The 26,301-nt window shown below is 68.4% G+C and carries 23 protein-coding genes and 1 pseudogene; 12 read left to right on the plus strand and 12 right to left on the minus strand.

Annotated features, from left to right (window positions below; translation table 11 throughout):
* Positions 1–30 precede the first annotated feature (30 nt).
* The 3 genes from ACPEH8_RS01370 (at position 31) to ACPEH8_RS01380 (ending at position 2,558) form a co-directional block, all read left to right on the plus strand.
* The gene (locus ACPEH8_RS01370) at positions 31–732 is read left to right on the plus strand and encodes an FKBP-type peptidyl-prolyl cis-trans isomerase N-terminal domain-containing protein (protein ID WP_017357558.1); all 702 of its coding nucleotides are present in this window, start codon (positions 31–33) and stop codon (positions 730–732) included.
* A 120-nt stretch (positions 733–852) separates the two neighbouring features.
* Positions 853–1,656 carry a CoA pyrophosphatase gene (locus ACPEH8_RS01375; RefSeq protein WP_026071021.1) on the plus strand — a complete coding sequence of 268 codons (804 nt, stop codon included), beginning with the start codon at positions 853–855 and terminating at the stop codon, positions 1,654–1,656.
* Entirely contained in the window at positions 1,653–2,558 is a 906-nt protein-coding gene (locus ACPEH8_RS01380; RefSeq protein WP_136004201.1) for a sulfurtransferase, read from the plus strand. The genes ACPEH8_RS01375 and ACPEH8_RS01380 overlap by 4 nt, the downstream gene beginning before the upstream one ends.
* Positions 2,559–2,571: 13 nt before the next feature.
* Here the strand turns inward: ACPEH8_RS01380 and ACPEH8_RS01385 are convergent, their stop codons facing one another.
* Positions 2,572–3,150: an N-acetylmuramoyl-L-alanine amidase gene (locus ACPEH8_RS01385; protein WP_423665855.1), complete on the minus strand. Its 579-nt coding sequence runs from the start codon at positions 3,148–3,150 to the stop codon at positions 2,572–2,574.
* Positions 3,151–3,207: 57 nt separating this feature from the next.
* Here ACPEH8_RS01385 and ACPEH8_RS01390 point away from each other — a divergent pair, with 57 nt between their 5' ends.
* The 3 genes from ACPEH8_RS01390 (at position 3,208) to ACPEH8_RS01400 (ending at position 6,593) form a co-directional block, all read left to right on the plus strand.
* Positions 3,208–3,738: an alpha/beta hydrolase gene (locus ACPEH8_RS01390; RefSeq protein WP_017357554.1), complete on the plus strand. Its 531-nt coding sequence runs from the start codon at positions 3,208–3,210 to the stop codon at positions 3,736–3,738.
* A 158-nt stretch (positions 3,739–3,896) separates the two neighbouring features.
* Positions 3,897–6,041 carry a bifunctional 23S rRNA (guanine(2069)-N(7))-methyltransferase RlmK/23S rRNA (guanine(2445)-N(2))-methyltransferase RlmL gene (rlmKL, locus tag ACPEH8_RS01395; protein WP_026071020.1) on the plus strand — a complete coding sequence of 715 codons (2,145 nt, stop codon included), beginning with the start codon at positions 3,897–3,899 and terminating at the stop codon, positions 6,039–6,041.
* A 15-nt stretch (positions 6,042–6,056) separates the two neighbouring features.
* Positions 6,057–6,593, plus strand: coding sequence for a GNAT family N-acetyltransferase (locus ACPEH8_RS01400; RefSeq protein ID WP_136004196.1), 537 nt, complete (start codon positions 6,057–6,059; stop codon positions 6,591–6,593).
* A gap of 196 nt (positions 6,594–6,789) precedes the next feature.
* Here the strand turns inward: ACPEH8_RS01400 and ACPEH8_RS01405 are convergent, their stop codons facing one another.
* Genes ACPEH8_RS01405 through ACPEH8_RS01415 form a run of 3 tightly spaced genes read right to left on the minus strand, consistent with a single transcriptional unit; the run spans position 6,790 to position 9,076 of the window.
* A complete protein-coding gene (locus ACPEH8_RS01405) occupies positions 6,790–7,125 on the minus strand; it encodes a DUF3325 domain-containing protein (RefSeq protein WP_153164399.1) in 336 nt (111 codons plus the stop codon).
* Positions 7,122–8,756 carry a PepSY-associated TM helix domain-containing protein gene (locus tag ACPEH8_RS01410; protein WP_423665857.1) on the minus strand — a complete coding sequence of 545 codons (1,635 nt, stop codon included), beginning with the start codon at positions 8,754–8,756 and terminating at the stop codon, positions 7,122–7,124. The genes ACPEH8_RS01405 and ACPEH8_RS01410 overlap by 4 nt, the downstream gene beginning before the upstream one ends.
* Entirely contained in the window at positions 8,753–9,076 is a 324-nt protein-coding gene (locus tag ACPEH8_RS01415) for a DUF3649 domain-containing protein (RefSeq protein ID WP_243746332.1), read from the minus strand. The genes ACPEH8_RS01410 and ACPEH8_RS01415 overlap by 4 nt, the downstream gene beginning before the upstream one ends.
* A 468-nt stretch (positions 9,077–9,544) precedes the next feature.
* On the opposite strand from ACPEH8_RS01415, the gene ACPEH8_RS01420 reads away from it, so the two are divergent.
* On the plus strand, positions 9,545–10,741 hold the full coding sequence (locus ACPEH8_RS01420) for an aminotransferase class V-fold PLP-dependent enzyme (RefSeq protein ID WP_423665859.1): 1,197 nt from the start codon (positions 9,545–9,547) through the stop codon (positions 10,739–10,741).
* Positions 10,742–10,747: 6 nt separating this feature from the next.
* Here ACPEH8_RS01420 and ACPEH8_RS01425 read toward each other — a convergent pair whose 3' ends face one another.
* The 4 genes from ACPEH8_RS01425 to ACPEH8_RS01440 all read right to left on the minus strand — a co-directional run bounded on the left by ACPEH8_RS01425 (position 10,748) and on the right by ACPEH8_RS01440 (position 14,988).
* Entirely contained in the window at positions 10,748–11,149 is a 402-nt protein-coding gene (locus ACPEH8_RS01425) for a DUF4124 domain-containing protein (protein ID WP_017357058.1), read from the minus strand.
* Between the two features lie 98 nt (positions 11,150–11,247).
* The gene (locus ACPEH8_RS01430; RefSeq protein ID WP_017357059.1) at positions 11,248–12,540 is read right to left on the minus strand and encodes a DUF445 domain-containing protein; all 1,293 of its coding nucleotides are present in this window, start codon (positions 12,538–12,540) and stop codon (positions 11,248–11,250) included.
* A 127-nt stretch (positions 12,541–12,667) separates the two neighbouring features.
* Complete coding sequence (locus ACPEH8_RS01435; RefSeq protein ID WP_136004188.1) at positions 12,668–13,543, minus strand: plasmid replication/partition related protein; 876 nt, start codon at positions 13,541–13,543, stop codon at positions 12,668–12,670.
* A 92-nt stretch (positions 13,544–13,635) separates the two neighbouring features.
* Positions 13,636–14,988: an aspartate aminotransferase family protein gene (locus ACPEH8_RS01440; protein WP_423665861.1), complete on the minus strand. Its 1,353-nt coding sequence runs from the start codon at positions 14,986–14,988 to the stop codon at positions 13,636–13,638.
* 112 nt (positions 14,989–15,100) lie between these two features.
* Between ACPEH8_RS01440 and ACPEH8_RS01445 the strand changes: the two genes are divergently transcribed.
* Together ACPEH8_RS01445 and ACPEH8_RS01450 are read left to right on the plus strand one after the other, a co-directional pair.
* Positions 15,101–16,603 (plus strand): aldehyde dehydrogenase, encoded by a 1,503-nt coding sequence (locus tag ACPEH8_RS01445; protein WP_017357062.1) that lies wholly within the window; start codon positions 15,101–15,103, stop codon positions 16,601–16,603.
* A gap of 106 nt (positions 16,604–16,709) precedes the next feature.
* A complete protein-coding gene (locus tag ACPEH8_RS01450; RefSeq protein WP_017357063.1) occupies positions 16,710–17,984 on the plus strand; it encodes an MFS transporter in 1,275 nt (424 codons plus the stop codon).
* On the opposite strand, the gene ACPEH8_RS01455 is transcribed toward ACPEH8_RS01450, so the two are convergent.
* Both ACPEH8_RS01455 and ACPEH8_RS01460 read right to left on the minus strand, forming a co-directional pair.
* Complete coding sequence (locus tag ACPEH8_RS01455; protein WP_017357064.1) at positions 17,985–18,446, minus strand: bacteriohemerythrin; 462 nt, start codon at positions 18,444–18,446, stop codon at positions 17,985–17,987.
* Between the two features lie 70 nt (positions 18,447–18,516).
* Entirely contained in the window at positions 18,517–19,869 is a 1,353-nt protein-coding gene (locus tag ACPEH8_RS01460; RefSeq protein WP_153164393.1) for a GGDEF domain-containing response regulator, read from the minus strand.
* 243 nt (positions 19,870–20,112) lie between these two features.
* On the opposite strand from ACPEH8_RS01460, the gene ACPEH8_RS01465 reads away from it, so the two are divergent.
* A complete protein-coding gene (locus tag ACPEH8_RS01465) occupies positions 20,113–20,523 on the plus strand; it encodes a hypothetical protein (protein WP_037591605.1) in 411 nt (136 codons plus the stop codon).
* A gap of 82 nt (positions 20,524–20,605) precedes the next feature.
* Here the strand turns inward: ACPEH8_RS01465 and ACPEH8_RS01470 are convergent, their stop codons facing one another.
* Together ACPEH8_RS01470 and ACPEH8_RS01475 are read right to left on the minus strand one after the other, a co-directional pair.
* A complete protein-coding gene (locus tag ACPEH8_RS01470) occupies positions 20,606–22,201 on the minus strand; it encodes an MASE1 domain-containing protein (RefSeq protein WP_423665863.1) in 1,596 nt (531 codons plus the stop codon).
* Between the two features lie 466 nt (positions 22,202–22,667).
* Positions 22,668–23,954: an NAD(P)/FAD-dependent oxidoreductase gene (locus ACPEH8_RS01475; RefSeq protein WP_136004183.1), complete on the minus strand. Its 1,287-nt coding sequence runs from the start codon at positions 23,952–23,954 to the stop codon at positions 22,668–22,670.
* 141 nt (positions 23,955–24,095) lie between these two features.
* Here ACPEH8_RS01475 and ACPEH8_RS01480 point away from each other — a divergent pair.
* Both ACPEH8_RS01480 and ACPEH8_RS01485 read left to right on the plus strand, forming a co-directional pair.
* A pseudogene (locus ACPEH8_RS01480) lies at positions 24,096–24,855 on the plus strand (gamma-glutamyl-gamma-aminobutyrate hydrolase family protein).
* Positions 24,852–26,249 carry a glutamine synthetase family protein gene (locus ACPEH8_RS01485; RefSeq protein WP_017357070.1) on the plus strand — a complete coding sequence of 466 codons (1,398 nt, stop codon included), beginning with the start codon at positions 24,852–24,854 and terminating at the stop codon, positions 26,247–26,249. Before ACPEH8_RS01480 ends, ACPEH8_RS01485 begins: the two are co-directional and overlap by 4 nt.
* Positions 26,250–26,301: the final 52 nt, after the last annotated feature.

Consider the following 26,301-nt stretch of genomic DNA (forward strand, 5'->3'; position numbering starts at 1 on the left):
CCTGAGTTACCACCCCTGGAGAAATGTTTGATGAAGTTGCGTTCTATCGCGGTCGCCGTCGCGGCCCTGGCCCTGACGGGCAATGCCTTCGCCCAGGACACCTCGTCCGAAAAGGGCAAGCTGAGCTATTACTTCGGTTACGACTACGGCAACAATCTGGCTGAGCTCACCTCGCGTGGCGAACAGCTGGACATCAACTCGGTGGTGAAGGGCCTGCAGGATGCCTACGCCAAGAAGCAGCCGGCGATCACCGCCGAGCAGCTGAAGCCGGCCGTCGAAGCCTTCCAGAAGCGTGAGCAGGGTCGTGCGCAGGCCGCCAAGGCCGAGTACGACAAGGCCGCTGCCGAGAACAAGACCAAGAGCACCCAGTTCCTGGCTGCCAACAAGGCCAAGGCCGGCGTGCAGACGCTGCCGAGCGGCGTTCAGTACCGCGTGGTCGAAGCCGGCACCGGCGCCAAGCCGACCCAGGCCAGCACCGTGCAGCTGGAAGTCGCCGGTCCGTACCCGTACGGCACCCGTCCGGCTGAAGCCCGCCCGGCGCAGCAGATCCCGGCGATGAAGGTCAGCGAAGTCGAAATGAAGGCCATGCGCGAAGCGCTGCTGCTGATGCCGGCCGGCTCGAAGTGGGAAGTGACGCTGCCGCCGGAACAGGCCTATGGTGCCGATCCGCGCACGCCGTTCCCGCCGAACGTCGCCGTGCAGTTCGAAATCAAGCTGATCAGCGTCAAGTAAGATCAGGCAGTCACAAAAACGCGCCGATGGAAACATCGGCGCGTTTTTGTTTGCTGTCACCGCGCGCTCCGCGCTCTCGATCCAGTCTGCCAATCGCGCTACTGTTGCACGGTGCAATCACTGGACGATCCCCCGCGTGCCGTACCCACCCCCTGTATCGGTATCTGCGCGCTGGACAGCGCCGATATCTGCGCGGGGTGCCTGCGCACCGTGGATGAAATCACCCGCTGGCGAACGATGAGCCGTCACGAACAGACCCATGTCATGCAGCATACGTTGCCATTGCGCGAGCAGTTGCGGCAGTCGCTGCGCGGTTCGCTGGCCGAGCACGCGCGGCTGATGCGCGCGCTGCATCCGCTGGATGCGCCGCCGACTGGCGAGGGCTGGAACCGCAGCGAGCTGAGTGACCTGCTGCCGCCCGGACCGCCGGTCGAGGCGGCGGTGTTGGCCGGCATCATTCCGCGCGAGGGCGGTGCCCAGGTGCTGTTGACCCGACGCACCGATACTTTGCGCCATCACGGCGGCCAGGTCGGCTTTCCCGGTGGACGGATGGAGGCGGACGACCGCGACGCCGTGGCCGCGGCGATCCGCGAGAGCGATGAGGAAATCGCGCTCAAGCACGATCAGGTGCACGTGCTCGGTTACCTGGATCCATTCGTCACCATCACCGGTTACCGGGTGATGCCCGTGGTGGCCGTGATCGATCCGGCATTCGTCGCCGTGCCGCAGCCGGATGAAGTGGCCGAAGTGTTCGAGGTGCCGCTGAGCTATCTGATGGAGCCCGCCAACCTGCACCAGGTGGAGATCGACCACCGCGGCCGCATCCGGCATGTGCTGGAGTACGGCTGGCCGGGCCAACGCATCTGGGGCGCCACCGCCGCCATTCTCTACAACCTGCGTCGCCGCCTGGAGCAGACCGAATGACTTCCACCGCGTTTTCCTGGACCGCCCTGGTCGATGTCGCCGCCCTTGCCGATGCTCTGCAGCAGGGCGGGGCACGCGTGCTCGACGCGCGCGCAACCGCCAGCACCGCCGTGCGCGTGGTCGATGCGCGCTTCTCGCTGGGCGACCCGCAGTCGGGCGCGCAGGCCTATGCCCAGGGGCATCTGCCCGGTGCACTGTACGCCGACCTCAACCGCGACCTGGCCGACATGGGCAAGCACGGCCAGGGACGCCACCCGCTGCCGGACAGCGCGGACTTCGCCGCGCGGCTGGGGCAGTGGGGTATCGCGCCGGAAACCCAGGTGGTGGTCTATGACGCAGGGGATGGCAGCATGGCCGCCGCGCGGCTGTGGTGGCTGCTGCGGCTGATCGGGCACCGTCGGGTCGCCGTGCTCGATGGTGGACTGGCCGCGTGGCAGGCCGCGGGCCTGGCGCTGACCGCCGAGGTGCCGCAGGTGCCGGCGTTGCCGCCCTATCCCGGCCAGTTCGACCGCAGCCAGATCGCCTCGGCTGGCGAGGTGGCCGCACGCCTGAAGCACGCACCGGGCTGGTTGCTGGATGCCCGGGCCGGCGAGCGTTTCCGCGGCGAGGTGGAGCCGCTGGACCCCATCGCCGGGCACGTCCCCGGCGCGGTCAACCGCCCGTTCGCGTTGAACGTCCACGACGGACGCCTGCGCCCGGCGGCGGATCTGCAGGCCGCGCTGCGCCCGCTGATCGGCACCCACGATCCGGGCCAGGTGGTGCTGATGTGCGGCTCGGGCGTCACCGCCTGTCATCTGCTGCTGGCGATGGAAGTGGCCGGCCTGCATGGCGCCCGCATCTACGCCGATTCGTGGAGCGGGTGGGTCAGCGATTCCAGCCGCCCGGTCGCCACCGGCCCCTGAAACACCTCCCGGGTCAGGGGCGGTGCGCATCCAACGGTTGCAGCGGCACCGCCGCCAACACGCGCGGCCACGGGAACAGCGGCCCGGGATCGCGCTTGCGCGGCACGCGCCGCTCGGGGTCGTCGCTGGCCACTTCCTCGCGGGTATCCAGCCATTCGTGACCGGCGATGTGCCGCAGCGCGGGCAGCGTGTCGCACAGGTGCTGCAGCAGGTCGATCAGCGCGGCGATCTGCGCCTCGGTGTACGGCTCGTCCATCGCCTGGTGGCGTGAATCCAGCCAGTGCGGGTAGCGGCCGGTGTTGACCAGCTCGATGCCGACCGAGCGCGGGTTGTAGCCGCTGACATGGTGGGCGATGCGGTCCAACGCCACGTACTGGACGATGCGGCCATCGCGGTCGATGTAGTAGTGCCCGCTGTTGCCGCTGCCGCTGTCGTACAGCACGCGCTCACCGTACTGGCGGGCCATCGCCAGGTCGGGCAGCTCGGTGCAGTGGATGACCACCAGATCGATGTCGGCCGGCGCGCGCGCGCCCAGCCGTGCCACGTAGGGCAGGGGCTGAAGGTCGATCGGGGGCGGTGCGCGGCCGGGCATGGCGCGATGCTAGCATTCCGTCATGAACGCTCATATCCACTCCCACAGGACGCGTGCATGAGCCGCGGCCACTGCATCCTTTCCCACGGGTTCGAAAGCGGCCCGGACGCCACCAAGGTGACCGCGCTGGCCGAGGTCGCCCAGCGGCTCGGCTGGACGCACGAACGCCCCGACTACACCGATCTGGACGCGATGCGCGCGGTAAGCAGCGTCGGCGACGTCCGCGCCCGCCTGCAGCGCCTGGCCGGCCTGGCCACGGCGGCTGCCGCACGTGGCCCGGTGGTGCTGGCCGGTTCCAGCCTGGGCGCCTACATCTCGGCCATTGCCTCGCTGCAGGTGCCCACCCGTGGTCTGTTCCTGATGGTGCCGCCGACCACGATGGGACCGATGCCGGCGCTGGATGCCGCCCCGGTGCCGACCAGCGTGGTGCACGCCTGGCACGATGAACTGATTCCGCCGGCACAGGTCATCGCCTGGGCGCAGGCCCGTTCGGCGCGCCTGCTGCTGGTGGACGACGGGCACCGGCTGAACAATCACGTCGAGGCCTCGGCCCGGGCGTTCGAGGACCTGCTGCAGTCGCTGGGGTGAGGGGGGAGCCGGCCAGCGCCCGGCACCCCCCACGCCACACGCCCCCGCCAGCCGGGCAGAGCCCGGCTCTACCGTACAATGGCCGTCCCGGCGTCGCGCCGGGTCGCTTGCCGTGCCCGGTGGGCACCTCCTTTCCGCTGACCTGCGATACCGATTCCGTGAAATTCTTTGTTTCCTGCGCCAAGGGCCTGGAGTACCTGCTCGCCGACGAACTGCTGGCGCTCGGCCTGGACAAGGCCACCGCCACCATCGCCGGCGTCAACGCCGAAGGCGAGCTGCCGCAGGCACTGAAGGTGGTGCTGTGGTCGCGCCTGGCCAGCCGCGTGCTGTGGCCGCTGACCGAATTCGACTGCCCGGACGAAGGCTCGCTGTACCAGGGCGTGTCGGCGATGGCGTGGGACCAGCACATCAGCCCGGAGCTGACCCTGTCGGTGGACGCGCACGTGTCCGGGACCGAGATCACCCATGCGCGCTTCGCCGCGCAGCGGGTCAAGGACGGCGTGGTCGACAGCCTGCGCGCCAAGGGCCTGGAACGGCCGTCGGTGAACACCGAGTTCCCCGATGTGCGCATCAACCTGTCGCTGCGCAAGGGCCGGGCAAGCATCTCCATCGACCTCGGTGGTGGCCCGATGCACCGCCGTGGCTGGCGCATGGCGCAGAACGAAGCGCCGCTGAAGGAAAACCTGGCCGCGGCCGTGCTGATGCGCGCCAACTGGCCCAAGATCCACGCCGAAGGCGGTGGCCTGCTCGACCCGATGTGCGGCAGCGGCACGCTGCTGATCGAAGGCGCGCTGATGGCCGCCGACGTCGCCCCGGGCCTGCAGCGCCACGGCAGCATTCCGCCCAGCCGTTGGCTGGGTTTCGACCGCGACGCCTGGAACACGATGATGGCCGAGGCGCGCGCTCGAGAGACGGCCGGGCGTGCCGCGCTCAAGCAGGTGATCCACGGCAGCGACATCGATCCGCATGCGATCCGTGCCGCCCGGGAAAATGCCGAGACCGCCGGCGTGGCCGAGGCGATCTGGTTCGGCGTGCGCGATGTAGCCGACATGCAGGTGCCGCCGCAGGAAACCGGCTGCGTGGTGTGCAACCCGCCGTATGACGAACGGCTGGCCGCCGATGCGGTGCTGTATCGCCGACTTGGCGATGCGCTCAAGCGTGCGGTGCCGCAGTGGCGGGCCAGCCTGCTGTGTGGCAGTGCCGACCTGGCGTTCGCCACCGGCCTGCGCGCCAACAAGAAGTACCAGCTGTTCAACGGGGCGATCGAATGCGCGCTGATCGTCTGCGATCCGATCGCGGTGCCGCAGCGCGACAACGCCGGCCAGCCGCGCGAGCTGAGCGAAGGCGCGCAGATGGTGGCCAACCGCCTGCGCAAGAACATCAGGAAGTTCAAGAACTGGCGCGCCCGCGAGGCAATCACCTGCTACCGCGTGTACGACGCGGACCTGCCCGAGTACGCGGCCGCGATTGACGTCTACGAAGAAGACGCCGGCGCGCGCCGCACGTTCCTGCACGTGCAGGAGTACGCGGCACCGGCGACGATTCCCGATGTCGATGTGCGCCGCCGCCGCAACGAGCTGCTGTCGGCCGCGCGCGAGGTGTTCCAGGTGCCGGCCGAGCAGGTCGCGCTGAAGTCGCGCGAGCGCGGCAAGGGCGGCAGCAAATACGGCCGCTTCGAACAGCGCGGTGAGTTCGTGCTGGTCCGCGAGAATGACGCACTGCTGCGGGTGAATCTGTTCGATTACCTCGATACCGGCCTGTTCCTGGATCACCGCCCGCTGCGCTGGCACATGGCCCGGGAAGCGGTCGGCAAGCGCTTCCTCAACCTGTTCTGCTACACCGGCGTGGCCAGCGTGCAGGCGGCGGTCGCGGGAGCGGCGTCGACCACCAGCGTGGACCTGTCCGGCACCTACCTGCAATGGTGTGCCGACAACCTGGCGCTGAACGGCAAGGGCGGCAGTCAGCATCAGCTGATCCAGGCCGATGCGCTGGCCTGGCTGGAAGCCGAACGGCACCGCTTCGACGTGATCTTCTGCGATCCGCCGACCTTCTCCAACTCGGCCCGCGCCGAGGACTTCGACGTCCAGCGCGAGCACGTGCGCCTGCTGCGGGCGGCCGTGGCGCGGTTGAGCCCGGAAGGCGTGCTGTACTTCTCCAACAACTTCCGCCGCTTCAAGCTGGACGAAGAAGCGATCAAGGAATTTGCCGAGTGCACGGAAATCTCCGCCGAGACCATCGGCGATGATTTCGAGCGCAATCCGCGCATCCACCGCGCCTGGGAACTGCGCCGCTACGGCGCGTGACGGCAAGGGGCTGACATGGACGACAGCCAGCTTCTCGCCGACGGACTGCTGCTACGTCCGTTCGAGGATGGCGATGCCGCCGCGTTCGCCGCGGCGGTGCGGGAATCGGCCGAGGGCATGCGGCGCTGGATGCCGTGGTGCTCCACCGATTACGGCGCCGAGCAGGCACTGCAGTGGTTCCAGGCCTGCCGCGATGGCCGCGCAGCGGCCACCGCCCATGAGTATGGTGCGTTCGACCCGGATACCGGCGCGTTTGTCGGCGGCGCCGGGCTCAACGCCATCCGGCACGATCACCGCTTCTGCAATCTGGGGTACTGGGTGCGGCAGTCTCGCCAGGGTCAGGGCATCGCCACGCGCGTCGTGCACGCGCTGGCGACCCACGCGTTCGCGCACATGGGCATGCAGCGGGTGGAGATTGTCGTGGCGGTGGGCAACCTGGCCAGCGAGCGGGTGGCGGTGAAGTCCGGGGCGCTGCGCGAGAGCGTGGCGCGCAACCGGCTGGTCATCGATGGCCAGTCTGCACCGGCCCACGTGTTCTCGCTGGTGCCCTGACCTGTGGTGGCGGCACCGGATTCCGGCCGCGCGCCGTGCGCGTCACACCATCAGAAGGCGGCCTTGCGCCTACGCCAAGGGCCGATGACCGCGCTCATACCCGCCGATTGCGGCCTGCCAGTACGGCGGGAGCCCGAGGTGGTCTTCGAGCCGCCACTGGCGACAGGGGCAGCGCTGCATCGCGCCGGTCTGCACGTCAGCGCGCGAACAGCGTCACCGCCAGCCCGACCGCCGGCAACGCCCACGCCAGCGGCGCGATCCAGCGGGGGCGGAAGGGGTACAGCCCGAACGCGATCAGAATGCCGCTGATCGTCAGCGCCCCGAGCCACAGCACCGGGCCGGCGGCCCAGCCGTGGTCCACCACACACAGGCCGAACGACAGCGCCAGCAACGCCCAACCCAGCCAGCGCCATGCGCGCCTGCGGGTCGGCGTAGCGGCGGCCTTGCCGTGCAGGTCCGCCTGGTGCCTGTCCATCGCCAGCGACAGGGCAGTGAACGCCGAGAAGCTCACGGTGATCGCCAACAGCATCATGCGCCCACCTCCGCGCCGGCATGCTGCTGCGCCTTCGCCGCCGCCTGCCGCTTCTTTCCGGCCGCGCTCAGCGCCGGCTGCCAGCGCTGCATGCGCAGGCCGCAGTAGGCGAGCATCGCGCCGAAGGCGAGCATGGTGAGGTCGAACCCGGCCAGCACCCAGTCGCCGCTGCGCAGGGTCACGCCCAGGTGCGCGTGGGTGGTCAGCGCGTTCATCACCGGGATCAGCGCGAACAACGCCGCGCCCAGGTACAGCTGCCAGGCCCACATCATCCGCTTGGGCCAGATGAACGCGGCCAGCAGCGCCGCGCCCCACGCGTAGAAGAACACGTCGGCTTCGGCCGCCGACCGTTCGGCCATCTGCAGCGGCAGCAGCCGGTTGCCCCAGAAGTACGCCGCGAAAGCGATCGGCAGGCCGGCCACCGCGCCGATGTTGAGCGCATCCACCAGGCGCAGACCAAAGCCGATCTTCCCCGACTTGGCATGCTTGGGCCGTTCCTTGACCGCCCACAGCACCACGCCGCTGGCGACCATCAGGCAGCCAACCAGCCCGGACAGGAAGAACAGGGCGCGCAGGCCCCAGTCGGCAAAACGCGCCAGGTGCAGGCCGTACATCACGCCACGGGTCTGGGTGGCGCCACCGGCGGCCGGACTGGCCTCGAGCAGCGCACCGGTCACCGCGTTGTAGCGCAGCGACGGCGTATCCACCGAAAGGCGCTTGCCGTCGCGCTGCTGGATGTCGATCACCGCGTTGGCCGCGCCCGGGTGGTACAGGGTGAAGCCGCCCACGTCGGCGCCCTTCCATTCGGCGCGCGCGCTGTCCAGCAGCTGCTGTATCGGCAGTGCCACAGCACGTCCCTCGGACGGCGTATCAATGTCGGCGAGGCGCGCGAACGCCTCGCTGAAGAACGCGTCCTCATCCTTGGGGTAGGCCACGCTCACGCCCCACGGCAGGTACATGAACATCAGTGTCACGATGCCCGTGTAGGTGATCATCGCGTGGTAGGGCAGGGCCATCACCGCGCTGACGTTGTGGAAGTCCAGCCACGAACGCAGGCCCTTGTCCTTCCGGAACGTAAAGAAGTCCTTGAAGATCTTCTTGTGGGTGATCACCCCGGTGATGATCGCCACCAGCATGAACATCGCGCAGAAGCCCACGAGGTAGCGCGCCCACAGCACCGGGATGTAGTGCAGGTCAAAGTGCAGGCGGTAGAAAAAGTCGCCCCCGCGGGTCTCGCGCGCGGCCACTTCCTGACCACTGTTGGGGTCCACCGTGGCGTCGCCGAAACGCCCGCCGCCGCGGCGGCGGCGCTTCTCGCCCTCGGCCGACGGCTTGACCATCGATTCGGGATTGCGCCAGAACATCCGCATCGCGGGGTTGCGCGGGTCGGGCAGGCTCACGTTCCAGCTTTCGGCCTGGGGCGCCTTGTGCTGCAGGAAGGTGATCGCGCGCTCGGCCGCCACATCGGCGTCGACCGTGCTGCGCGGCAGCTCCGGGCGCATCCAGCGGCTGATTTCCTCGCGGTAGTAGCTGGCCGTGCCGGCCATGAAGATCAGCAGCAGCAGCCACCCGACCAGCAGGCCGGTCCAGGTGTGCAGCCACGCCATTGATTGGCGGAATCCGTTCTTCATGCGCCCGCCCTCATCACAGCGGTGCCCAGCCAGAACAGTGCGGTGGGCATCAGGATGCCGACCCAGGCGCGCAGTGCGGTGCGCGTGGCGAACGCCCACAGGGCGGCACACGCGCACAGCGCGATGGCGACCAGCATGCCGGTCAGTACCGCCTGGCCGCGGGCGATCGGCAGCGCGACGGCGAAGAACATGGCGCAGGTCGCTGCCAGCGCATAACCGCCCAGGATCGCGGCCATCGAGCGCGACAGCACGCCCAGCCAGGGGCGGGCGAACACGGCGGTGAAACGGGTATGCCAGCTGGCGTTGGGCGTGCTGTTCACGGAAACCTGCAATAGCGAGTCGAACAACGGGCATCACCAGCCGCAGCCGGTGACAGGTAAAGGTGGCCGTCCGTGGCCGGGGCGGCGCCGTGCCGGCGCGTGGCCGGCAGGTCCGCATCCAATGCCGCGGTGGCAGCATCCAGCGCAGGGTCAGCCGCACACTGCGCGGTTCCGCCCACCCGGCAACGAGATGGCGCAGGCACGCCTGCCTCCGCCCGTCTGCCCGCTGCCAGGGGGACAATGCCGTTGGCGGCACACCCGGGGACGGACGCGGATGGCGTGGGGCAGTACACGGGGCGAAGCGAGCCGGTGCACATCGCGCGGCACTGGCCGGGTGGGGCTGGGCATACAACCAATGCTTGAATGATAGTCATTATCATTACGTTCGACAAGCGTCATCAGTCCGTTCGATGGTGACGCTGCGATACTGTGGTGATGGACGCTTGCGAATGGCTTGACCGTGCCGACGTGCCAGACCCGAACGGGCGTACGCCCGACGACCTTGCCGCCGATGACCGGTGGTGGCAGCGGGTACAGGCGCTGTACGACCTGGACGATGCGGTGGTGATGCTCGACAACGGCTACTGGGGCGCGATGGCGCGGCCGGTGCTGCAGGCCTGCCAGGACTGGACGGCGCGGGTGAATGCAGGCAACGCCTGGTTCGGTCGGCGGGCATTTCCGCCGCTGCTGGAGCAGGCACGCGCGCAGGTGGCGGGGATGCTCGGCGTGGACCCCGACGAAATCGCGATCACGCGCGGTGCGACCGAGGCCATGCAGGTGCTGATCGCCGGGTACCGCCGGCTCTCGCCGGGCGACACGGTGATGCATGCCGACATCGACTACGACAGCATGATCACCGCCATGCAGTGGCTGGGCGAACGACGCGGGGTGCGCAGCGTAGCAATTGCCATGCCGGAGCCGTTCACCCACGCGGCGGTGCTGGAGACCTATCGCCAGGCGCTGGCGGCGCACCCGCGCACGCGGCTGCTGCTGTTGACCCACGTCAACCACCGCAACGGCATGCTGCTGCCCGTGGCGGATATCGCCGCGCTTGCCCGTGCCGCCGGGGTGGAGGTGGTGCTGGATGCGGCGCACGGCATCGGCCAGGTCGATAGCGTGCTCCCGGCGCTGGGCGTGGCGTTTGCCGGCATCAATCTGCACAAGTGGATCGGCGCGCCGGTCGGGTTGGGCGCGTTGTACATCCGGCGCGACCGTATCGCCGATGTGGCCCCCTACCTGGGCGAGCATGACGACGGCCGTATCGATGCGCGGGTCCACACCGGCACGCTCAACTTCGCCGCGTGCCTGGCCCTGCCCACGGCGCTGGCCCTGCACGCGCGGATCGGCGTGGCCAACAAGCGGGCGCGGCTGCTGCGGCTGCGCAATCAGTGGCTGGAGGCGCTGCACGGGGACGACCGCATCGAACGGCTGGCCTCGCCGGACCCGCGTCTGTCCAGCGCGATCGCCGCATTCCGCCTGCGCGGTCAGACCACGATGGCGGCCAACACCGCTACCGCCGAACGCATGCTGCGCGGGCATGGTGTGTTCGTGGTGCCGCGCGACGGCCTGGCATCGGGCGCCTGTCTGCGCGTGACGCCCGGGATATTCACCCCGCCGGCGCAGATCGAGACGCTGGTGGCGGCGATACGTGCGGTGGCTGGCTGAGGCGGGTCAGCGCGCGGCGCAGGCCTGGCGTACCGCGTCGTTGACGCGCTGCGGAGCCTTCTGCCCGCTGAGGGTTTCGGCCAGATCGCGGCGGAAGCGCAGTTCCTCGCATTTCTCCGGATCGGCGGCCCCATCGATCACCGTGCCGCGGATCGGCGCAGCCGTGCGCCCGGCGTCGGCCTGCATGCGTTGGCGTGCCTCGTACAGTTCGCGCTGCGCGCGGCTGCGCTCTTCCCAGCTGAGCTTGGGGTCCTTGATGATCGGCCGCGTCACGCCGGTGTCCTGGTCGGCCGGGCAGGGCACCGACTGGTAGATGGTCTGTCCGTTGGCCGCGCATTTGTAGATGCGCCCGGCCTCGGCGTTGCCCGCCAGCGCGCACAGCGCCAGCAGCACGATGGTGTTGCGCATGGATCCCCCCAGGCAGGCCACTCCGGCCCCGAATGCGCCGCAGAATACGTGAGCTGCGGCACAAAAACACCCGGTCAAAGCGTCAAGTACGCCGTTCTCTACCAGTGCAGCCAGACGGTCAGGGCGTGCAGGAGCAGGCCGATCAGCCCGCCAACCAACGTACCGTTGAAACGGATGAACTGCAGGTCGCGGCCGACGCTCAGTTCCAGCTGTTCCACCAGGTGGCGTTCGTCCCAGCCTTTGACGGTCTGCGCGATGTGCTGGGTGACGCCCTCGCGCAGGCGGCTGGTGAGACGTTCGGCGCCGTCCATCAGATGCTGGTTGAGCGCCTCGCGCAGGGCCGGATCGTCCTGCAGCGATTGTCCGACCGCGGCCAGGCTGCGGCGCAGGTGGCCGGCCAGCGCCGAGTCCTCGCTGGCGAGGTCCTCGCGCAGGCTGGCATGAATGCGCGCCCACAGGCCCTGCACATAGTCCTGTACCGCAGGGTGGTCGATCATCTGCTGCTTGAGGTCCTCGACCCGGGCCGCCAGTGCCGGATCGCTGCGCAGGCGCTGGATGTACTGGCCCAGCCACATTTCGTAATCGCGCCGCAGCGGATGCTCCGGCTGTGCCAGGATCTGCTGCAGTTCGGCCAGCACCGCATGCGCGAGCCGTTCGGCCAGGCTGTCGCCGATTTCATCGATGGGTTTGACCCAGTTGACCGTGCTGGCCAGCTTGGGCCACTCGCGCTGGATGTAGCGCACGATCAGCGCCGACGCGCGCTGCTTGACCGCTTCGTTGCCCAGCCAGTCGCCGACCCGGGTCAGGCCCTCGTCCAGCACCCGCTGGTGCCGGTTGTCGGCGGTCAGCAGGCCCAGCAGCTCGCCGGCCGTGGCAGCCGCGTTCCATTGCCGCAACTGCTGGATCACGAAGGCCTGGATGCTGCGCCGGACCGCCGCCTCGTCAAGGAAATCCAGCGCCTGCAGCGCCCAGCCGCGCGCCATGTCGGCCAGCATCCGCGCCCGCGCGGGCTCGGCCAGCCAACTGCCCAGCCGGCTGGCCGGGTCGAACACCTGCAGCCGCGCCAGCAGCGCCTGGGGTTCCAGGAACTGGTCGCGCACGAATACCGCCAGGCTGTCGGCGATACGGTCTTTGCTGTGCGGAATGATGGCCGTATGCGGGATCGGCAGGCCCAGCGGGCGGCGGAACAGGGCCACCACCGCAAACCAGTCCGCCAGCGCACCCACGGCGGCGGCTTCGCAGAACGCGCCAACCCACGCCCAGACGCCTCGCTCGCCCATCCAGTGGCTGAGCACGAAGCCGGCCAGCATGGCCAGCAGCATCGCCAGCGCGATCAGTTTGAGGCGACGCAACTGGCGTCGGCGTGGGTCGGGGGTCGAAAGGGGCGTCATCCCGGCAGTCTACCCAACGGCAGGGCGTTCCCTGCCGAAACGCCGGGCGTGCGGACCAATCAACCGCACCCGCCCGGGGACCGCACTCCACCGCGATGCCGGCCGTTGGCCGGCAATGCGATGAACCTCAGGCCTCGGCCAGCTGCCGGCGCAACGCCGCCAGCTGCTGGCGCAGGGTGTCATTTTCCAGCGTCAGCGCGATCACCCGCTGGCGCAGCTCGGCCGGGCCTTCGCCCAAGGCGGTGAGCGCATCGGCGATTTCGGCGGCGCGGCTCGGGTCGACCTCGGCGTCTTCGTCCGCACTGTGCAGCACCTCCTGCGCTGGCTTGCGCGGCTTGCGCTTGGCGTCGCGCACGCGCTTGGCGGCCTGCTTCAGCTCATCCTTGCCCGCCGCAGCCGCCGCGCGCTGCTCGTCTTCAGGCAGCGCCGCCACCGCGGCGGCGGCGCTGATCGAGATCACGCCGGTCTTCACCGCTTCCACCAGTTCCGGCGCGGCCTGCTTGTGGATGCGCTCGATCATCGTGACCTGGCTGTTGCTCAGGCGCGCTTCGCGGGCCATCTCGGCCCGGCTCACCTTCGGTGCCGGCGCCCACGGCGGGCTGTCGGCATCGTCGGCAGCCGCGTCGGCGGTGGCCGTGCCATCGCTTTCCTTCTGCAGCTGCGCCTGTTCCAGGCGATGGCGCTCGGCCAGGATGTCGCGTTTGCGCAGGGCCAGCACGCCGCGCTGGAAATCCGAGACGCTGCGGCGGCCCAGGTGCTGCTCGATCATCCACAGGTGCACATCGTCCATCGACTGGAAGCGCGTGTTCTGCACGGTCTGGAACGGGAGGTTGTGCTTGCGGCAGATGCCGTAGCGGTTGTGGCCGTCCACCAGCACATCGCCCCACAGCACCAGCGCATCGCGGCAGCCCTCGGCCAGGATGCTGCGCTCCAGCGCGTCGTGCTCGTCCGCGGTCAGTGGGTCGATGTAGGCCTTGAGTTCTTCTTTGACGACAATGTCCATGCAATCCGATACGCGAGCCAAACGTGACCGACCATTGTAGTGCCGGTCGCCCGCCGGCACCCTGATCGACATGAACCGCGTCCGGCTTGACATCACCGGGTGGCGCGGATCACCTCTCCCAGGATGTCCACGATCCGGTCGATCTGCGCCTTGTCGATGATCAGGGGTGGCGACAGGGCGATCACATCGCCGGTGCAGCGCACCAGCAGCTGCCCGTCGCGGAAGCAGCGCTCGAATACGTCATAGCCGCGGCTGCCCGGCGCGTCCTTGCGCGGCGCCAGTTCGACGGCGCCGATCAGACCGAACGTGCGGATGTCGATCACGTGGGGCAGGCCGCGCAATCCGTGCAGGCGGGTCTGCCAGTACTCGCCCAGTTCGATGGCACGCTGGAACAGGTGTTCCTCCGCATACGTGTCCAGCGCCGCCAGTGCGGCGGCGCAGGCCAGGGGGTGACCGGAATAGGTGTAGCCGTGGAAGAACTCGATCGCTCCCGGCGGACCCTGCATGAAGGCCGCATGGATCGCGTCGCTGGCCAGCACCGCGCCCATCGGCACGCTGCCGTTGGTCAGGCCCTTGGCCATCGTCAGCAGGTCCGGGGTGACCCCGAACCGCTGCGCGGCGAAGGCGTTGCCGACCCGGCCGAAACCGGTGATGACCTCATCGAACACCAGCAGGATGCCGTGCTGGTCACAGAGTTCGCGCAGTCGCTGCAGATAGCCCGGGGCTGGCAGGATCACGCCGGCCGAGCCGGCAATCGGCTCGACAAAGACCGCCGCGATGGTGGACGCGTCGTGCAGGGCGATCAGCCGCTCCAGGTCCTCGGCCAGCTCGGCGCCATACCGGGGCAGGCCGGGACTGAACGCATTGCGCTCCAGGTCCAGGGTATGGCGCAGGAAATCGCTGCCGGCCAGCAGCGGGCCGAAGGTCTTGCGGTTGTTGGGCAGGCCGCCGATCGACAGACCGCCAAAGCCGACGCCGTGGTAGGCCTTCTCACGGCCGATGAAGCGGGTGCGCTGCCCGTCGCCCCGCAGGCGATGGTAGGCCAGCGCGATCTTCATCGCGGTGTCGACCGCTTCGGAGCCGGAGTTGGTGAAAAACGCATGATTCAACGTCGCCGGCGCCAGCGCGGCCAGGCGCTGGGCCAGCACGAACGGCAGGGGCGAGCCCATCTGGAAGGGCGGCGCGAAGTCCAGCGTCGCCGCCTGCTGCTGGATCGCCTGCACGATGCGTGGCCGCGCGTGGCCGGCGTTGCAGCACCACAGTCCGGCGGTGCCATCCAGGATCGGGCGGTCGTCGACATCGTGGTAGTACATGCCCTCGGCCCGCACCAGCAGGCGGGGGGCCGCCTTGAACTGGCGGTTGGCGGTGAACGGCATCCAGTACGCGTCGAGATCGGCCGGCATCTGCCGGGACAGCGCGCTCAGTGACGATTCGGAACGAGGCATGGCGGCTCCGCAGGGTCTGGATGGTCACGACTCTATCGCAGACGCCTCACGGCGTGCCGTGAGGGCGGCAGGTATAACCGCGATAGCCCATCCGATCAAACGAGGAGCGTCCATGACCGCCGCACGCACCCGCGCCGACTGGCAGCGCCAGGCCGAGGGCCTGCACATCCCCGACCAGGCCTTCATCGACGGGCGCTACGTCGACGCCGCCAGCGGTGCACGCTACGCCTGCATCAGCCCGATCGATGGACGCGTGCTGGCACAGGTGGTCGATGCCGACCACCTCGACGTCGACCGTGCGGTCGCCGCCGCCCGTCGCAGCTTCGAAGCGGGCCATTGGTCGCGGGCCGCCCCGGCGCAGCGCAAGCAGGTGCTGCTGAGGCTGGCCGAGCTGGTCGAACGCGATGCGGACGAACTGGCGCTGCTGGAGACCCTGGACATGGGCAAGCCGGTGCGCGACGCGCGGCAGGGCGACCTGGCGGGGGTCCTGCGCTGCCTGCGCTGGACCGCCGAGGCGGTCGACAAGGTCTACGGCGAGGTAGCGCCCACGCCGCTGGATACGCTGGGGCTGATCACCCGTGAGCCGATCGGCGTGGTGGCGGCCATCGTGCCCTGGAACTTTCCGCTGCTGATGGCCTGCTGGAAGATCGCCCCGGCCCTGGCCGCTGGCAATTCGGTGGTGCTCAAGCCGTCCGAGCGCTCGCCACTGAGCGCGCTGCGGCTGGCGGCGCTGGCGGCCGAAGCGGGCGTGCCTGACGGTGTGTTCAACGTGCTGCCCGGCCACGGCCAGCGCACCGGTGAACCCCTGGCGCTGCACATGGACGTGGATGCGCTTGCGTTTACCGGCTCTACGGCAGTCGGCCGGCGGCTGCTGCAGTGCGCCGGCCAGTCCAACCTCAAGCGGACATGGCTGGAATGTGGCGGCAAGAGCCCGAATCTGGTGTTCGCCGACGCACCGGACCTGGACACAGCGGCGCAGGCCGCGGCCACCGCGATCTTCTACAACCAGGGCGAAGTGTGCACGGCAGGCTCGCGCCTGCTGGTCCAGCGCTCGATCAAGGATGCGTTCGTGGCGCGCGTGCTCGCCTACGGGCGGCACATGCAGCCGCAGCATCCGTTCGAGCCGGACGCCGCGATGGGCGCGCTGGTCGATGATGCCCACGCCGACCGCGTGCTCGACCACGTGGCGCGGGGGGAGGCCGAGGGCGCCCGCCTGCTGCTTGGCGGTCGGCGGGTGGAGGTGGTGGCAGGCGGCAGCTATGTGGAGCCCACCGTGTTCGATGAGGTCGACCCGCAGCACGCCATCGCCCGCGAGGAGATCTTCGGTCCCGTGCTCGCGGTGATTCCCTTCGATCATGAGGAGGATGCGCTGCGCCTGGCCAACGATTCGGTGTATGGCCTGGCCGCAGGTGTCTGGACGCGCGACCTCGGCCGCGCGCATCGCGTGGCGCGCGGCCTGCGTGCCGGCAGCGTCTGGGTCAACCAATGGGACGGTGGCGACATGACCGCGCCGTTCGGTGGCTACAAACAGTCCGGCATCGGCCGCGACAAATCCCTGCATGCCTTCGACAAGTACACCGAGCTGAAGGCCACCTGGATCCATCTGGGCGCGTGAACCGCCGCAGCGGGCGTCGGCGGCGGACAGTCACGTCTGCAACCATCGTCCCGCCGCAGGCAACGGGCGTGGCAGAATCCGGCAGCTGCCCCTTTTCGTGTGTCCGATGTCGACTCCTGCCGCGCCTGCCGTCAATTCGCCCCGCCGTGTGCTGCTGGCCAGCCTGATCGGCACCACCATCGAGTTCTTCGATTTCTACATCTACGCCACGGCGGCGGTGCTGGTGTTTCCGCACCTGTTCTTCCCCGACAGCAGCGATGGTGCGGCCCTGCTGCAGTCGCTGGCGACCTTCGCGGTGGCGTTCATCGCGCGGCCGGTCGGCTCGGCGGTGTTCGGCCACTACGGCGACCGCATCGGGCGCAAGGCCACGCTGGTCGCCGCGCTGCTCACGATGGGCGTATCCACGGTACTGATCGGTGTGCTGCCCACGCATGCCAGCATCGGCCTGTGGGCGCCCGCGCTGCTGGCACTGTGCCGGTTCGGCCAGGGCCTCGGGCTGGGCGGAGAGTGGGGCGGGGCAGTACTGCTGGCGACCGAGAACGCGCCGCCTGGCAAGCGCGCCTGGTACGGCATGTTTCCGCAGCTGGGCGCGCCGCTGGGCTTCCTGCTGTCGGCCGGCGTATTCCTGCTGCTCGGACGCGCGATGAGCGATGCCGACTTCCTGCAGTGGGGCTGGCGCGTGCCATTCCTGGCCAGTTCGCTGCTGGTCGCGGTCGGGCTGTGGGTGCGCCTGAACATCCACGAGACGCCGCAGTTCCAGGCCGCACTGGACCGCAACGAACGGGTGCGCCTGCCGATGTGGACGGTCATCTCCGCGCATCCGATGACCCTGCTGCTGGGCACGCTGGGCGCGTTCGCCACCTTCGTGCTGTTCTACCTGATGACCGTGTTCACCCTCGGCTACGGCACGACCGTGCTGCATTATGCGCGCGAGGACTTCCTGCTGCTGCAGATGGCCGGCATCCTGTTCTTCGCCGCCGGCATCCCGTTGTCCGCGCGCTACGGCGACCGCTGGGGCACGCGCCGGACGATGATCGTTGCCAGCGGCCTGATTCTGGCGTTCGGCGTGCTGTTCGCGCCGCTGTTCCAGGCCGGCAGCCCGTGGATGGTGCTCGTCTTCCTGTCGCTGGGGCTGTTCCTGATGGGGCTGACCTACGGCCCCTGCGGCACCTTCCTGGCTGAAATCTACCCGGTGCAGGTGCGCTACACCGGCGCGTCGTTGTCGTTCAACCTGGCCGGCATTCTGGGCGCTGCACCCGCGCCGTACGTGGCCACCTGGCTGGCCGAACGCTTCGGCCTGGTCGCGGTGGGCTACTACCTCTGCCTCACCGCGCTGGTCACCATCGTCGCGCTGCTGGCGATGGGCCGGCGGGCGCGCTGATCAGCCGAAGAAGCGCTTGAGCGTGCGGCCCAGCCAACTGCCCTGCTGGTGCTCGCGGGCGAACTGGTTGAGGTGCTGCTTGACCTGCGGCGCATAGGCCTTGTCGTCGCCACGGATGTGGTTGAACAGCCAGCGCGACAGCATCGTGCGCAGTTCATCGGTGATGTCCTCGCCGGCCTGGAAACGCAGCCGGTACTCGGCCACGCGCTTGCCGAAGATCTCGTGCACGCGCTTGTGCGCGGCGCAGAACGGATAGCCGGCTTCCTCCATCAGCTCTTCCTCGAAAGCGAAGTGCGACATGGTGTAGTCCACCAGCTCGTCGATCACCTCGGCGACGGCCAGTCGCTCCAGGCTCTTCTGCGCGACATGCAGGTGGTTGAGCATCTCCACGATGCGCATGTGCTGGTGGTCGATGACCTCGATCCCGATGTTGAGATCGTCCTGCCAGACCAGAAGTGCCATGATGCGTTCCCTGTGCTTTTCAACTGGGCACGACTCTAGGCACGACGCGGCCAGGCCGCGTTGATCTCGATCAAGGCGCCAGCGCGGGTTCGCACGCGCGGGCGCCGGCACTGGTCGCGACCGTGGTGCAGTTGACCCGGTTGCGGCCGCCGGCCTTGGCCAGGTAGAGCTGGCGATCGGCTTCGGAGATCAGCCGGTGCAGCGAATCGTGCTGCGGGCGCAGGCAGCACAGCCCGATGCTGACGGTCATGCGCAGGGTCGTCTCGCCCAGGTTCACTTCCAGCGCGGCGATCGCCTGGCGCAGGCGCTCGAAGTAGGTCAAAGCCGCCTCCTGGTCCAGCCCCGGCACGAGCAGGCAGAACTCCTCCCCGCCGAACCGCGCGATCAGGTCCTGGTCGCGCGCGTGGGCGGCGACCGCAGCGGCCACCGCACGCAGCGCATCGTCGCCGGCCTCGTGGCCGTGGGTGTCGTTGATGTGCTTGAAATGGTCGATGTCGATCATCGCCACCGCCACCTGTTCGCCGTCCAGGTGCAGTTGCGGCAGCTGGCGCTGGCTCTGTTCCAGGAAGCAGCGGCGGTTGGGCAGCCCGGTGAGGAAATCGCGCGTGGCCAGGTCCTGCAGGGTGCCGATCAGCTCCAGCTGGTCCACGTTCTGCGAGACGCGGCAGAAGAACTCCTCGCGCGAAAATGGCTTGCGCAGGAAGTCATTGGCGCCGTTCTTGAGGAAGCGTGGAATCAGCGACGGATCGGTGTTGCCGGAAATGCCGATCACCGCGACCTTGTCGCGCGAGCGTAGCGTGCGCAGGCGGCGGGTGAACTCCACGCCTTCCATGCCAGGCATTTCCTGGTCCACCACCGCCAGGCGGATCGCCGGATGCGCCTCGATCGCCTTCAGTCCCTCGGCACCGTCGGCGGCCTCGTACACGTCGTGGCCGTACATGCGCAGCAGGGAGGCGGCGTACATCCGCGCCGACAGCGAGTCGTCCACCACCAGCGCGGCGATGCGCCGGTTGCGCTCCAGCCGCTGCACCAGCCACACGAGATAGTCGATGCTGCCGGGCGTGTTCTTCAACACGTAGTCGATGATCTGCTGCTGCAGCACACGCTTGCGCAGGTCTTCGTCGTAGACGCCGCTGACCACCACCGTGGGCAGCCCGCGCGACAGGAAGAACTCCACCACTCCATCGCGGTCGCCATCGGCGAGCACCAGCCCGGTCAGGACCAGGAACCAGCCCTGTTCCTCGTCCAGCAGCCGGCCCGCCTCGGCCAGGCTGGTGGCCACCGACACCGGTAGCTCCAGGCGTTGCTCGATCGCTTCGCGCAGCATGCTGGTGAACGTTCGCGAGTTCTCCACCAGCAGGATCCGCTGGGGCAAAGCATCACCGGGGTCGCTGTCGAAAGCGCCCTGCAACAGTGCCGGCATGAGGCGTACGCTCGGAGTCGAGTGGGTCGGCAGGGATAGCGGCCATTTCATATGAAACTTTAGGCGCGACGCAAGGCGGGACCAGGAGCATGATGGCCATCGGTCCGCCGGCAGGCAGGGCCAGCAGGACAATCGCGCCATTCCGGTTCGATATCGGGACGATGCGCAGGTAATATGCCAAGCGATGTTTTCATTGGCCCCAATCAGGAGGTGGACGTGCCTTTTCTACGTATAGGTAGTGCCGTGGCCAGCGTGATTCTGGCGGTGGTTCCGGCGTTGGCGTTGGCTCAGTCTGATGGTCATGGGGCTCCCCTGGCAAGAAGTGGGCTGGGCCAGACGCATCCAGTTGCCGTCAACCTGAGTCTCGACCCGGAGTGGCGGGTGTACGGGTTCCAGCGTGATGGCATCTCGTACTTCCAGGTCAACGATCTGGTTGGACGGGTACAGTTGATCATTGGACGTGCGGATGACGCGTTCTGGACGCTGCCCGCTGGCGAAAGCCCGGCCCGTGTGTCGTTGCCACTGCAACGGGTCCAGACTCCGGCGAACGCAGCCAGGTCCGAGGTCTATCGGGGAGCCGGCTTTACGCTGGTTCGTTACGGTCATGGCGCCGATGCCGTCTGGTCGGTAGAGGTCGCAGACCAGCAGCCATAGCGTTCCGGGGCGCATGTGGCCATGACGCGCTGCCGCGTGATACGCGGCAGCATCCGTTCCCGCACACCGGGAACCGTTCTTCCTATTGACCAGAGCGGAGACTCTCCCGAACCCAGTGCTGCTGGGGGAGGTCTGCCGCTCTGGCGGGTGTGCGCGTCGATGGCTCCGTCAGCACGATCCTGATCCGATTGCGGCGGCACTGCACAAGGCCGCCGTAGGCAAGCGGCAGGCCGGCCAGATGCTCATCGACCCTGGTAACGGTTGTTTCAGACAGCGCGTGTGCCGGATCGAGCAGTGCGACGACAACGAGGATTCCCCGCCGGGGCCCGAAGCGCCCGCAGCGGGCCCGGACCGTTATCTGTCCGTACTCGTGCTCGAGCAGCATGGAAACCGCTTCAGTGGTTCCCCGATAGGCGGCCAGTTGCAGCCCGGTGCTCAGGAGGCACGGGTCGCCTTCCAGGCGAGGCCGGGTCACCCGATTGCTCAGATCCCAGGATTCACGCACGCCGCCGGCCTGCAGCGCGACGTACAGGCCCAGCTGATCCAGTGTGGTGGGATAGACCATGCTTGCCTGCGCACGGAACAGTCGTGAATGTACTGTTGCCGTGTTCAACAGCCTGCCTGCTATTTCATTGTGGCCGTGCAGTTTCAGCCAGTTCACCACTTCTTTGAGCGACACATCAATGCCGTCGCCGAGTTTCTTCAGGTGAAGCGCACGTTCGCGCAGGCCATTCTCGGTCGCGATATGTGAATTGCGGGCCAGCTTTATGGCCTTTCCCGCCCCGTCTTCATGGATCCGGTAGCGATGATAGTAGTGCGTGATGCGCGACCCGAACAGAAGAAGGGCGATGCCGGCCACAGCCAGGACCATCTGCGACGTGAAGGTCGTCGGATCAAACGCCAAAGGATGCGGCTTGGGTGTCGTCAGCCCGATGATGAGATTGAGTGATGGAACGGCCAGCGCCGCTCCACGCCACCCAAGCAGGCAGGTAAGTGCTATGGCCGGTAGTGCCAACAACAGCTGCATGCCGGTCTTGGCGGTCGCCGATTCTGCTGGAATCAGCGACGAGGAGATGCCGATCAGGATCATTACCGCCACCGCAATGATGCTCGGCGTCAGGAAACGGCCTGTCCGTGCGGGCTCCGCGCGTCTCAATGCCCAGAGCAGGGCAAGCGGGACCACCGTCAGGATGCCGATGAAGTCTCCCACGATGTAGCGCGCTGCGCCGGCCAGCAGCGGCACATCCGGTGTCGGCCAGAGCAGGTGCATCAGCGCCAGGTTCAACGATGTAACGGCGACGGCCGATGCCGCGCCAACCGAGAGCAGCCAGACCTGGGTGGTGGCGGCCATCATGCGGCGATGCAGTCGTACGATCAGTGCCACTGTGGGCATCAGGGAGACGGAAGCGAGTATCACCCAGGTCAGCCCGTACTTTTCCACCATCGGGTAACGCATCTGGGCAAAGTAGGCGTACTCGCCGAGGAACAGGTAAGGCCAAAGGCGTGGCGGGCAGAGCAGCAGCGCGGCCACCCGTATGCCCGCAGGCAGGTAGAACTGGTCGAGGGACAGCTTGCGCGCGCCCCAGCATGCAAAGGCATACACAACTGCGAGAGCAAGTCCGACCGGGCGGATGTGCAGCTTCAGCTGAAGACCATCTTTCCACCATTCGCCTCGCACGCCTTCCCTCCTGTCCGTGCCCCGTCAACATCCATGCGGCGCAATACACTATGAGTGGACGGTATCCACACGGGAAGGATTATGCAATTGCGCAGGACAGTTGCCGGATTGCGGTGACCGTGGGTTTCAGCAGACGCGGCGCAGCATTCGGCCTTGAGTGTGATTTGCGTCTCTATTTTCTCTGCGGGTTGCCGCAGCGCACGTGGGTATATAGGCCGATGACGTGCGCTCCGGCAGGCGAGGGCATATACCGCGGCCAGAGCGAGGCCAGCGGGCCGAATGCGCAGGTTCAGTTGACGTCCGTTTCTCCACCAGTCCCATCGTGCGACGCCCCGGCGTGTCGTATGAGGCCGGTCTTCCGTCGCGGCGGAGAATCCATCCAGACGGCATTCCCGGAGAACGGGACAGTATCGGCAGTTTCCAGCGGTTGCAATCGCGACGGGAAACTGCGCGCGATCACCTCCGATCACCACAACGCGTCGCGCAGCTTGTACCAGGACATCGCCGCCACCAGCAGCGGGGTGCGCAGCGCACGCCCACCCGGGAAGCGGCGGTGCGGGATACGGGCAAACACGTCCAGCCGTTCCGACTGCCCCGCGATGGCCTCGGCCAATATCACCCCGGCCAGCCCCGCGGCCGCCACGCCGTGGCCGGAGAAGCCCTGCGCGTAATACACCGTGGGGTCCAGGCGCCCCCAGTCGGGCGCGCGGTTGCGGGTGATATCCACCAGGCCGCCCCAGACATAGTCCATTCCCACATCGGCCAGCTGCGGAAACACCTGGTGCATGCGCCGCGTCATCACGCCGCGCAGGCCCGGCGGCGGCAGCGCCGAGTAGCTGGCCCGGCCGCCGAACAGCAGCCGGTGGTCGTGGCTGAGACGGAAGTAATCCAGCGCCCAGCTCACGTCGGCCACCGCCATGTCGTTGCGGATCAGGGCCTGCGCGCGGGCCTTCCCCAGTACCTGCGAGGCACCGATATAGGTGCCCACCGGCATGATCCGTGCTTCCTGCGCCGGCGCGATGCCCTGCAGCAGGGCGTTGCCGGCGATCACCACATGGCTGGCGCTGACGCTGCCGGCGGCAGTGCGCAGCCGCGGGCGCGTGCCCCGTTCCAGCCGCAGCACCGGCGAGTGCTCGTGGATGACCGCGCCGGCGCATGCCGCCGCGCGTGCCAGGCCCTGCGCATAGGCCAGCGGATGCAGGTGGCCGCTGGCAGCATCGAACATCGCCCCGCGATAGCGCGGACTGTCCAGCTGCTGCTGGAGCTGGCTGCGGTCCCACCACTGCAGCGGATAATCGTAGCGTTCGGCCAGTGCGACCAGGCCCGCGCGCAGCCCGCGTTCCTGGCGGGCGTTGATCGGCACGCTGGCATGGCCGTCCCGCCAGTCGCACTGGATCTGGTGGCGCTGGAGTCGATCGCGCAGCAGGCGCATGCCGTCGCGCGAAAAATCGAACAGCAGGCGGGCATCGGCCGGGCCGACCAGGCGTTCCAAGGTGTCCACTTCACAGCCATAGCCGACGATGGCCTGGCCACCATTGCGTCCGGACGCGCCCCAGCCGACGCGCTGCGCTTCGAGCACGATCACCCGATAGCCGCGCCCGGCCAGCGCGAGCGCGGCGGACAGGCCGGTGTAGCCGGCACCCAGCACGCAGACGTCGGCGACATGGTCGCCATGCAGCGGCGCATGCAGGGCCACGTCCGGCACGCTGTCGGCGTACCAGCTCGGCGCATGCGCGACGGCGGTGCTGCTCATGCGCGGCACCGGCAGGGAAGGGAGGGGGCGTCAGTCATGCGCACAGCATGCCAGCAACGCCGGCAACGCATCGTGGAGGTCGCGCTTGCGTGGCCCGCGCGCGTCGGCGTACCGTGCAGCCAGGTCATCCGAGCACGATGCATGGACCCGTCACCCTGGGTCGGCCTGCCCACCGACAGCCTGCAGCTGGGCCATCACCGGTTTGCGATGGCGGGCGAAAAGTACGTGCAGGCGCTGGTCCAGGCGGCCGGCGTGGTGCCGGTGCTGCTGCCCAGCCTGCACCCCGCCTTGCCGGCCAGCCCCTGGCTGGACCGCCTGCAGGGGCTGTTGCTGACCGGCGCGGTCAGCAACATCGACCCCCGTCACTACGATGGTCCACCGTCCTGGCCTGGCAACCCGCACGACCCGGCGCGCGATGCCAACGCGTTCGCGCTGCTGCAGGCGGCGCTGGCGCGTGACCTGCCGGTGCTGGCGATCTGCCGCGGCTTCCAGGAGCTCAATGTCGCGCTGGGGGGGCAGCCTGCACCCACGGGTGCAGCGGGTGCCGGGCATGCTCGACCATCGTGAAGACCCCGCTGCCACGGTCGACGTGCAGTACGGGCCGGCCCACGCTGTCGTGCTCACACCGGGCGGTTGGCTGGCCGGCTGGGCGGGTGCGGAGACGGCGAGGGTCAACTCGGTGCACGGGCAGGGCATCGCGCGGCTCGCGCCGGGGCTGCAGGTCGAGGCGCGGGCGCCGGACGGGCTGGTCGAAGCCGCGCGCAGTCCCACGCATCGTTTCGTCCTCGGCGTACAGTGGCACCCGGAATGGCGTGTCGCCAGCGATGCGTTCTATCACAGTATTTTCCGTGCCTTCGGCGATGCTTGTCGCCGCTACTCCTCTACAGCAGACCGGTCATGACCACCCGAACGCGCTCGCGCAAGAAATCCGCCACGCCGCCCGTCCCGCAGGAGAGCGTGCTGTTGCGCTGGCTCAAGGACCGGCGCATCACCGAAGTGGAGTGCCTGGTGCCGGACATCACCGGCAATGCGCGCGGCAAGATCATCCCGGCTGACAAGTTTTCCCACGACTACGGCACGCGCCTGCCCGAGGGCATCTTCGCCACCACCGTGACCGGCGAGTTCCCCGACGACTACTACGAACTGACCTCGCCGTCGGATTCGGACATGATCCTGCGCCCGGACCCGGACACGGTCCGCATGGTGCCGTGGGCCACCGATCCCACCGCGCAGGTGATCCACGACTGCTACACCAAGACCGGCCAACCGCACGAACTGGCCCCGCGCAACGTGCTGCGGCGGGTGCTGGACGGCTACACCGCACTGGGCCTGCGCCCGGTAGTGGCACCGGAGCTGGAGTTCTTCCTGGTGCAGAAGAACACCGACCCGGACTTCCCGCTGCTGCCGCCCGCCGGGCGCTCGGGGCGCCCGGAGACCGCACGCCAGTCCTATTCCATCGATGCGGTCAACGAGTTCGATCCCATCCTGGACCTGATGTACGACTACTGCGATGCGATGAAGCTGGACGTGGACACGCTGATCCATGAATCCGGTGCGGCGCAGCTGGAGGTCAATTTCACCCATGCCGATGCGATGGACCTGGCCGACCAGGTATTCCTGTTCAAGCGCACCATGCGCGAGGCGGCGATGCGCCACGGGGTGTACGCCACCTTCCTGGCCAAGCCGATGGAGACCGAGCCGGGCAGTGCCATGCACATCCACCAGAGCCTGATACGTATCAGCGACGGCCACAATGTCTTCAGCGGCGACAACGGCGGTGAGGACTTCAGTCCGATCTTCGGCCACTACCTGGCGGGCCTGCAGAAGTACGTGCCGATGGCGATGGCGTTCTTCGCCCCCAACGTGAACTCGTACCGTCGGCTGGTGTTCGGCGAGGTGTCGCCGAGCAACGTGCATTGGGGCTTCGACAACCGCACCTGCGGGCTGCGCGTGCCGATGGACACCCCGGAGAACATGCGCGTGGAGAGCCGCTTCGCCGGGTCGGACGCCAACCCGTACCTGGCGATGGCCGCGACGCTGGCGGCCGGCCTGCTCGGCATCCGTGAGCAGGGCTCGCCGACCGCGCCGATCGGCGGCAGCGCCAAGGAGCTGGGCTACGACCTGCCGCGCTCGCTGGGCGAGGCGCTGGACGGGCTGGAGGGCTGCCCGGAACTGCGCGACATGCTTGGCGAGCGCTTCTGCCGGGCCTATGTCTCGGTCAAGCGCAAGGAGTACGAGACCTTCTTCCGCGTCATCAGCTCGTGGGAGCGCGAATTCCTGCTGCTCAACGTCTGAAGGCCGTGACGCACCCGGTGCGGCAAGGCCGTGAGGGCCGCGTGCTGGGAAA

The sequence above is a fragment of the Stenotrophomonas sp. NPDC077461 genome (genome assembly GCF_049545475.1).
Lineage (GTDB): Bacteria > Pseudomonadota > Gammaproteobacteria > Xanthomonadales > Xanthomonadaceae > Stenotrophomonas > Stenotrophomonas nematodicola.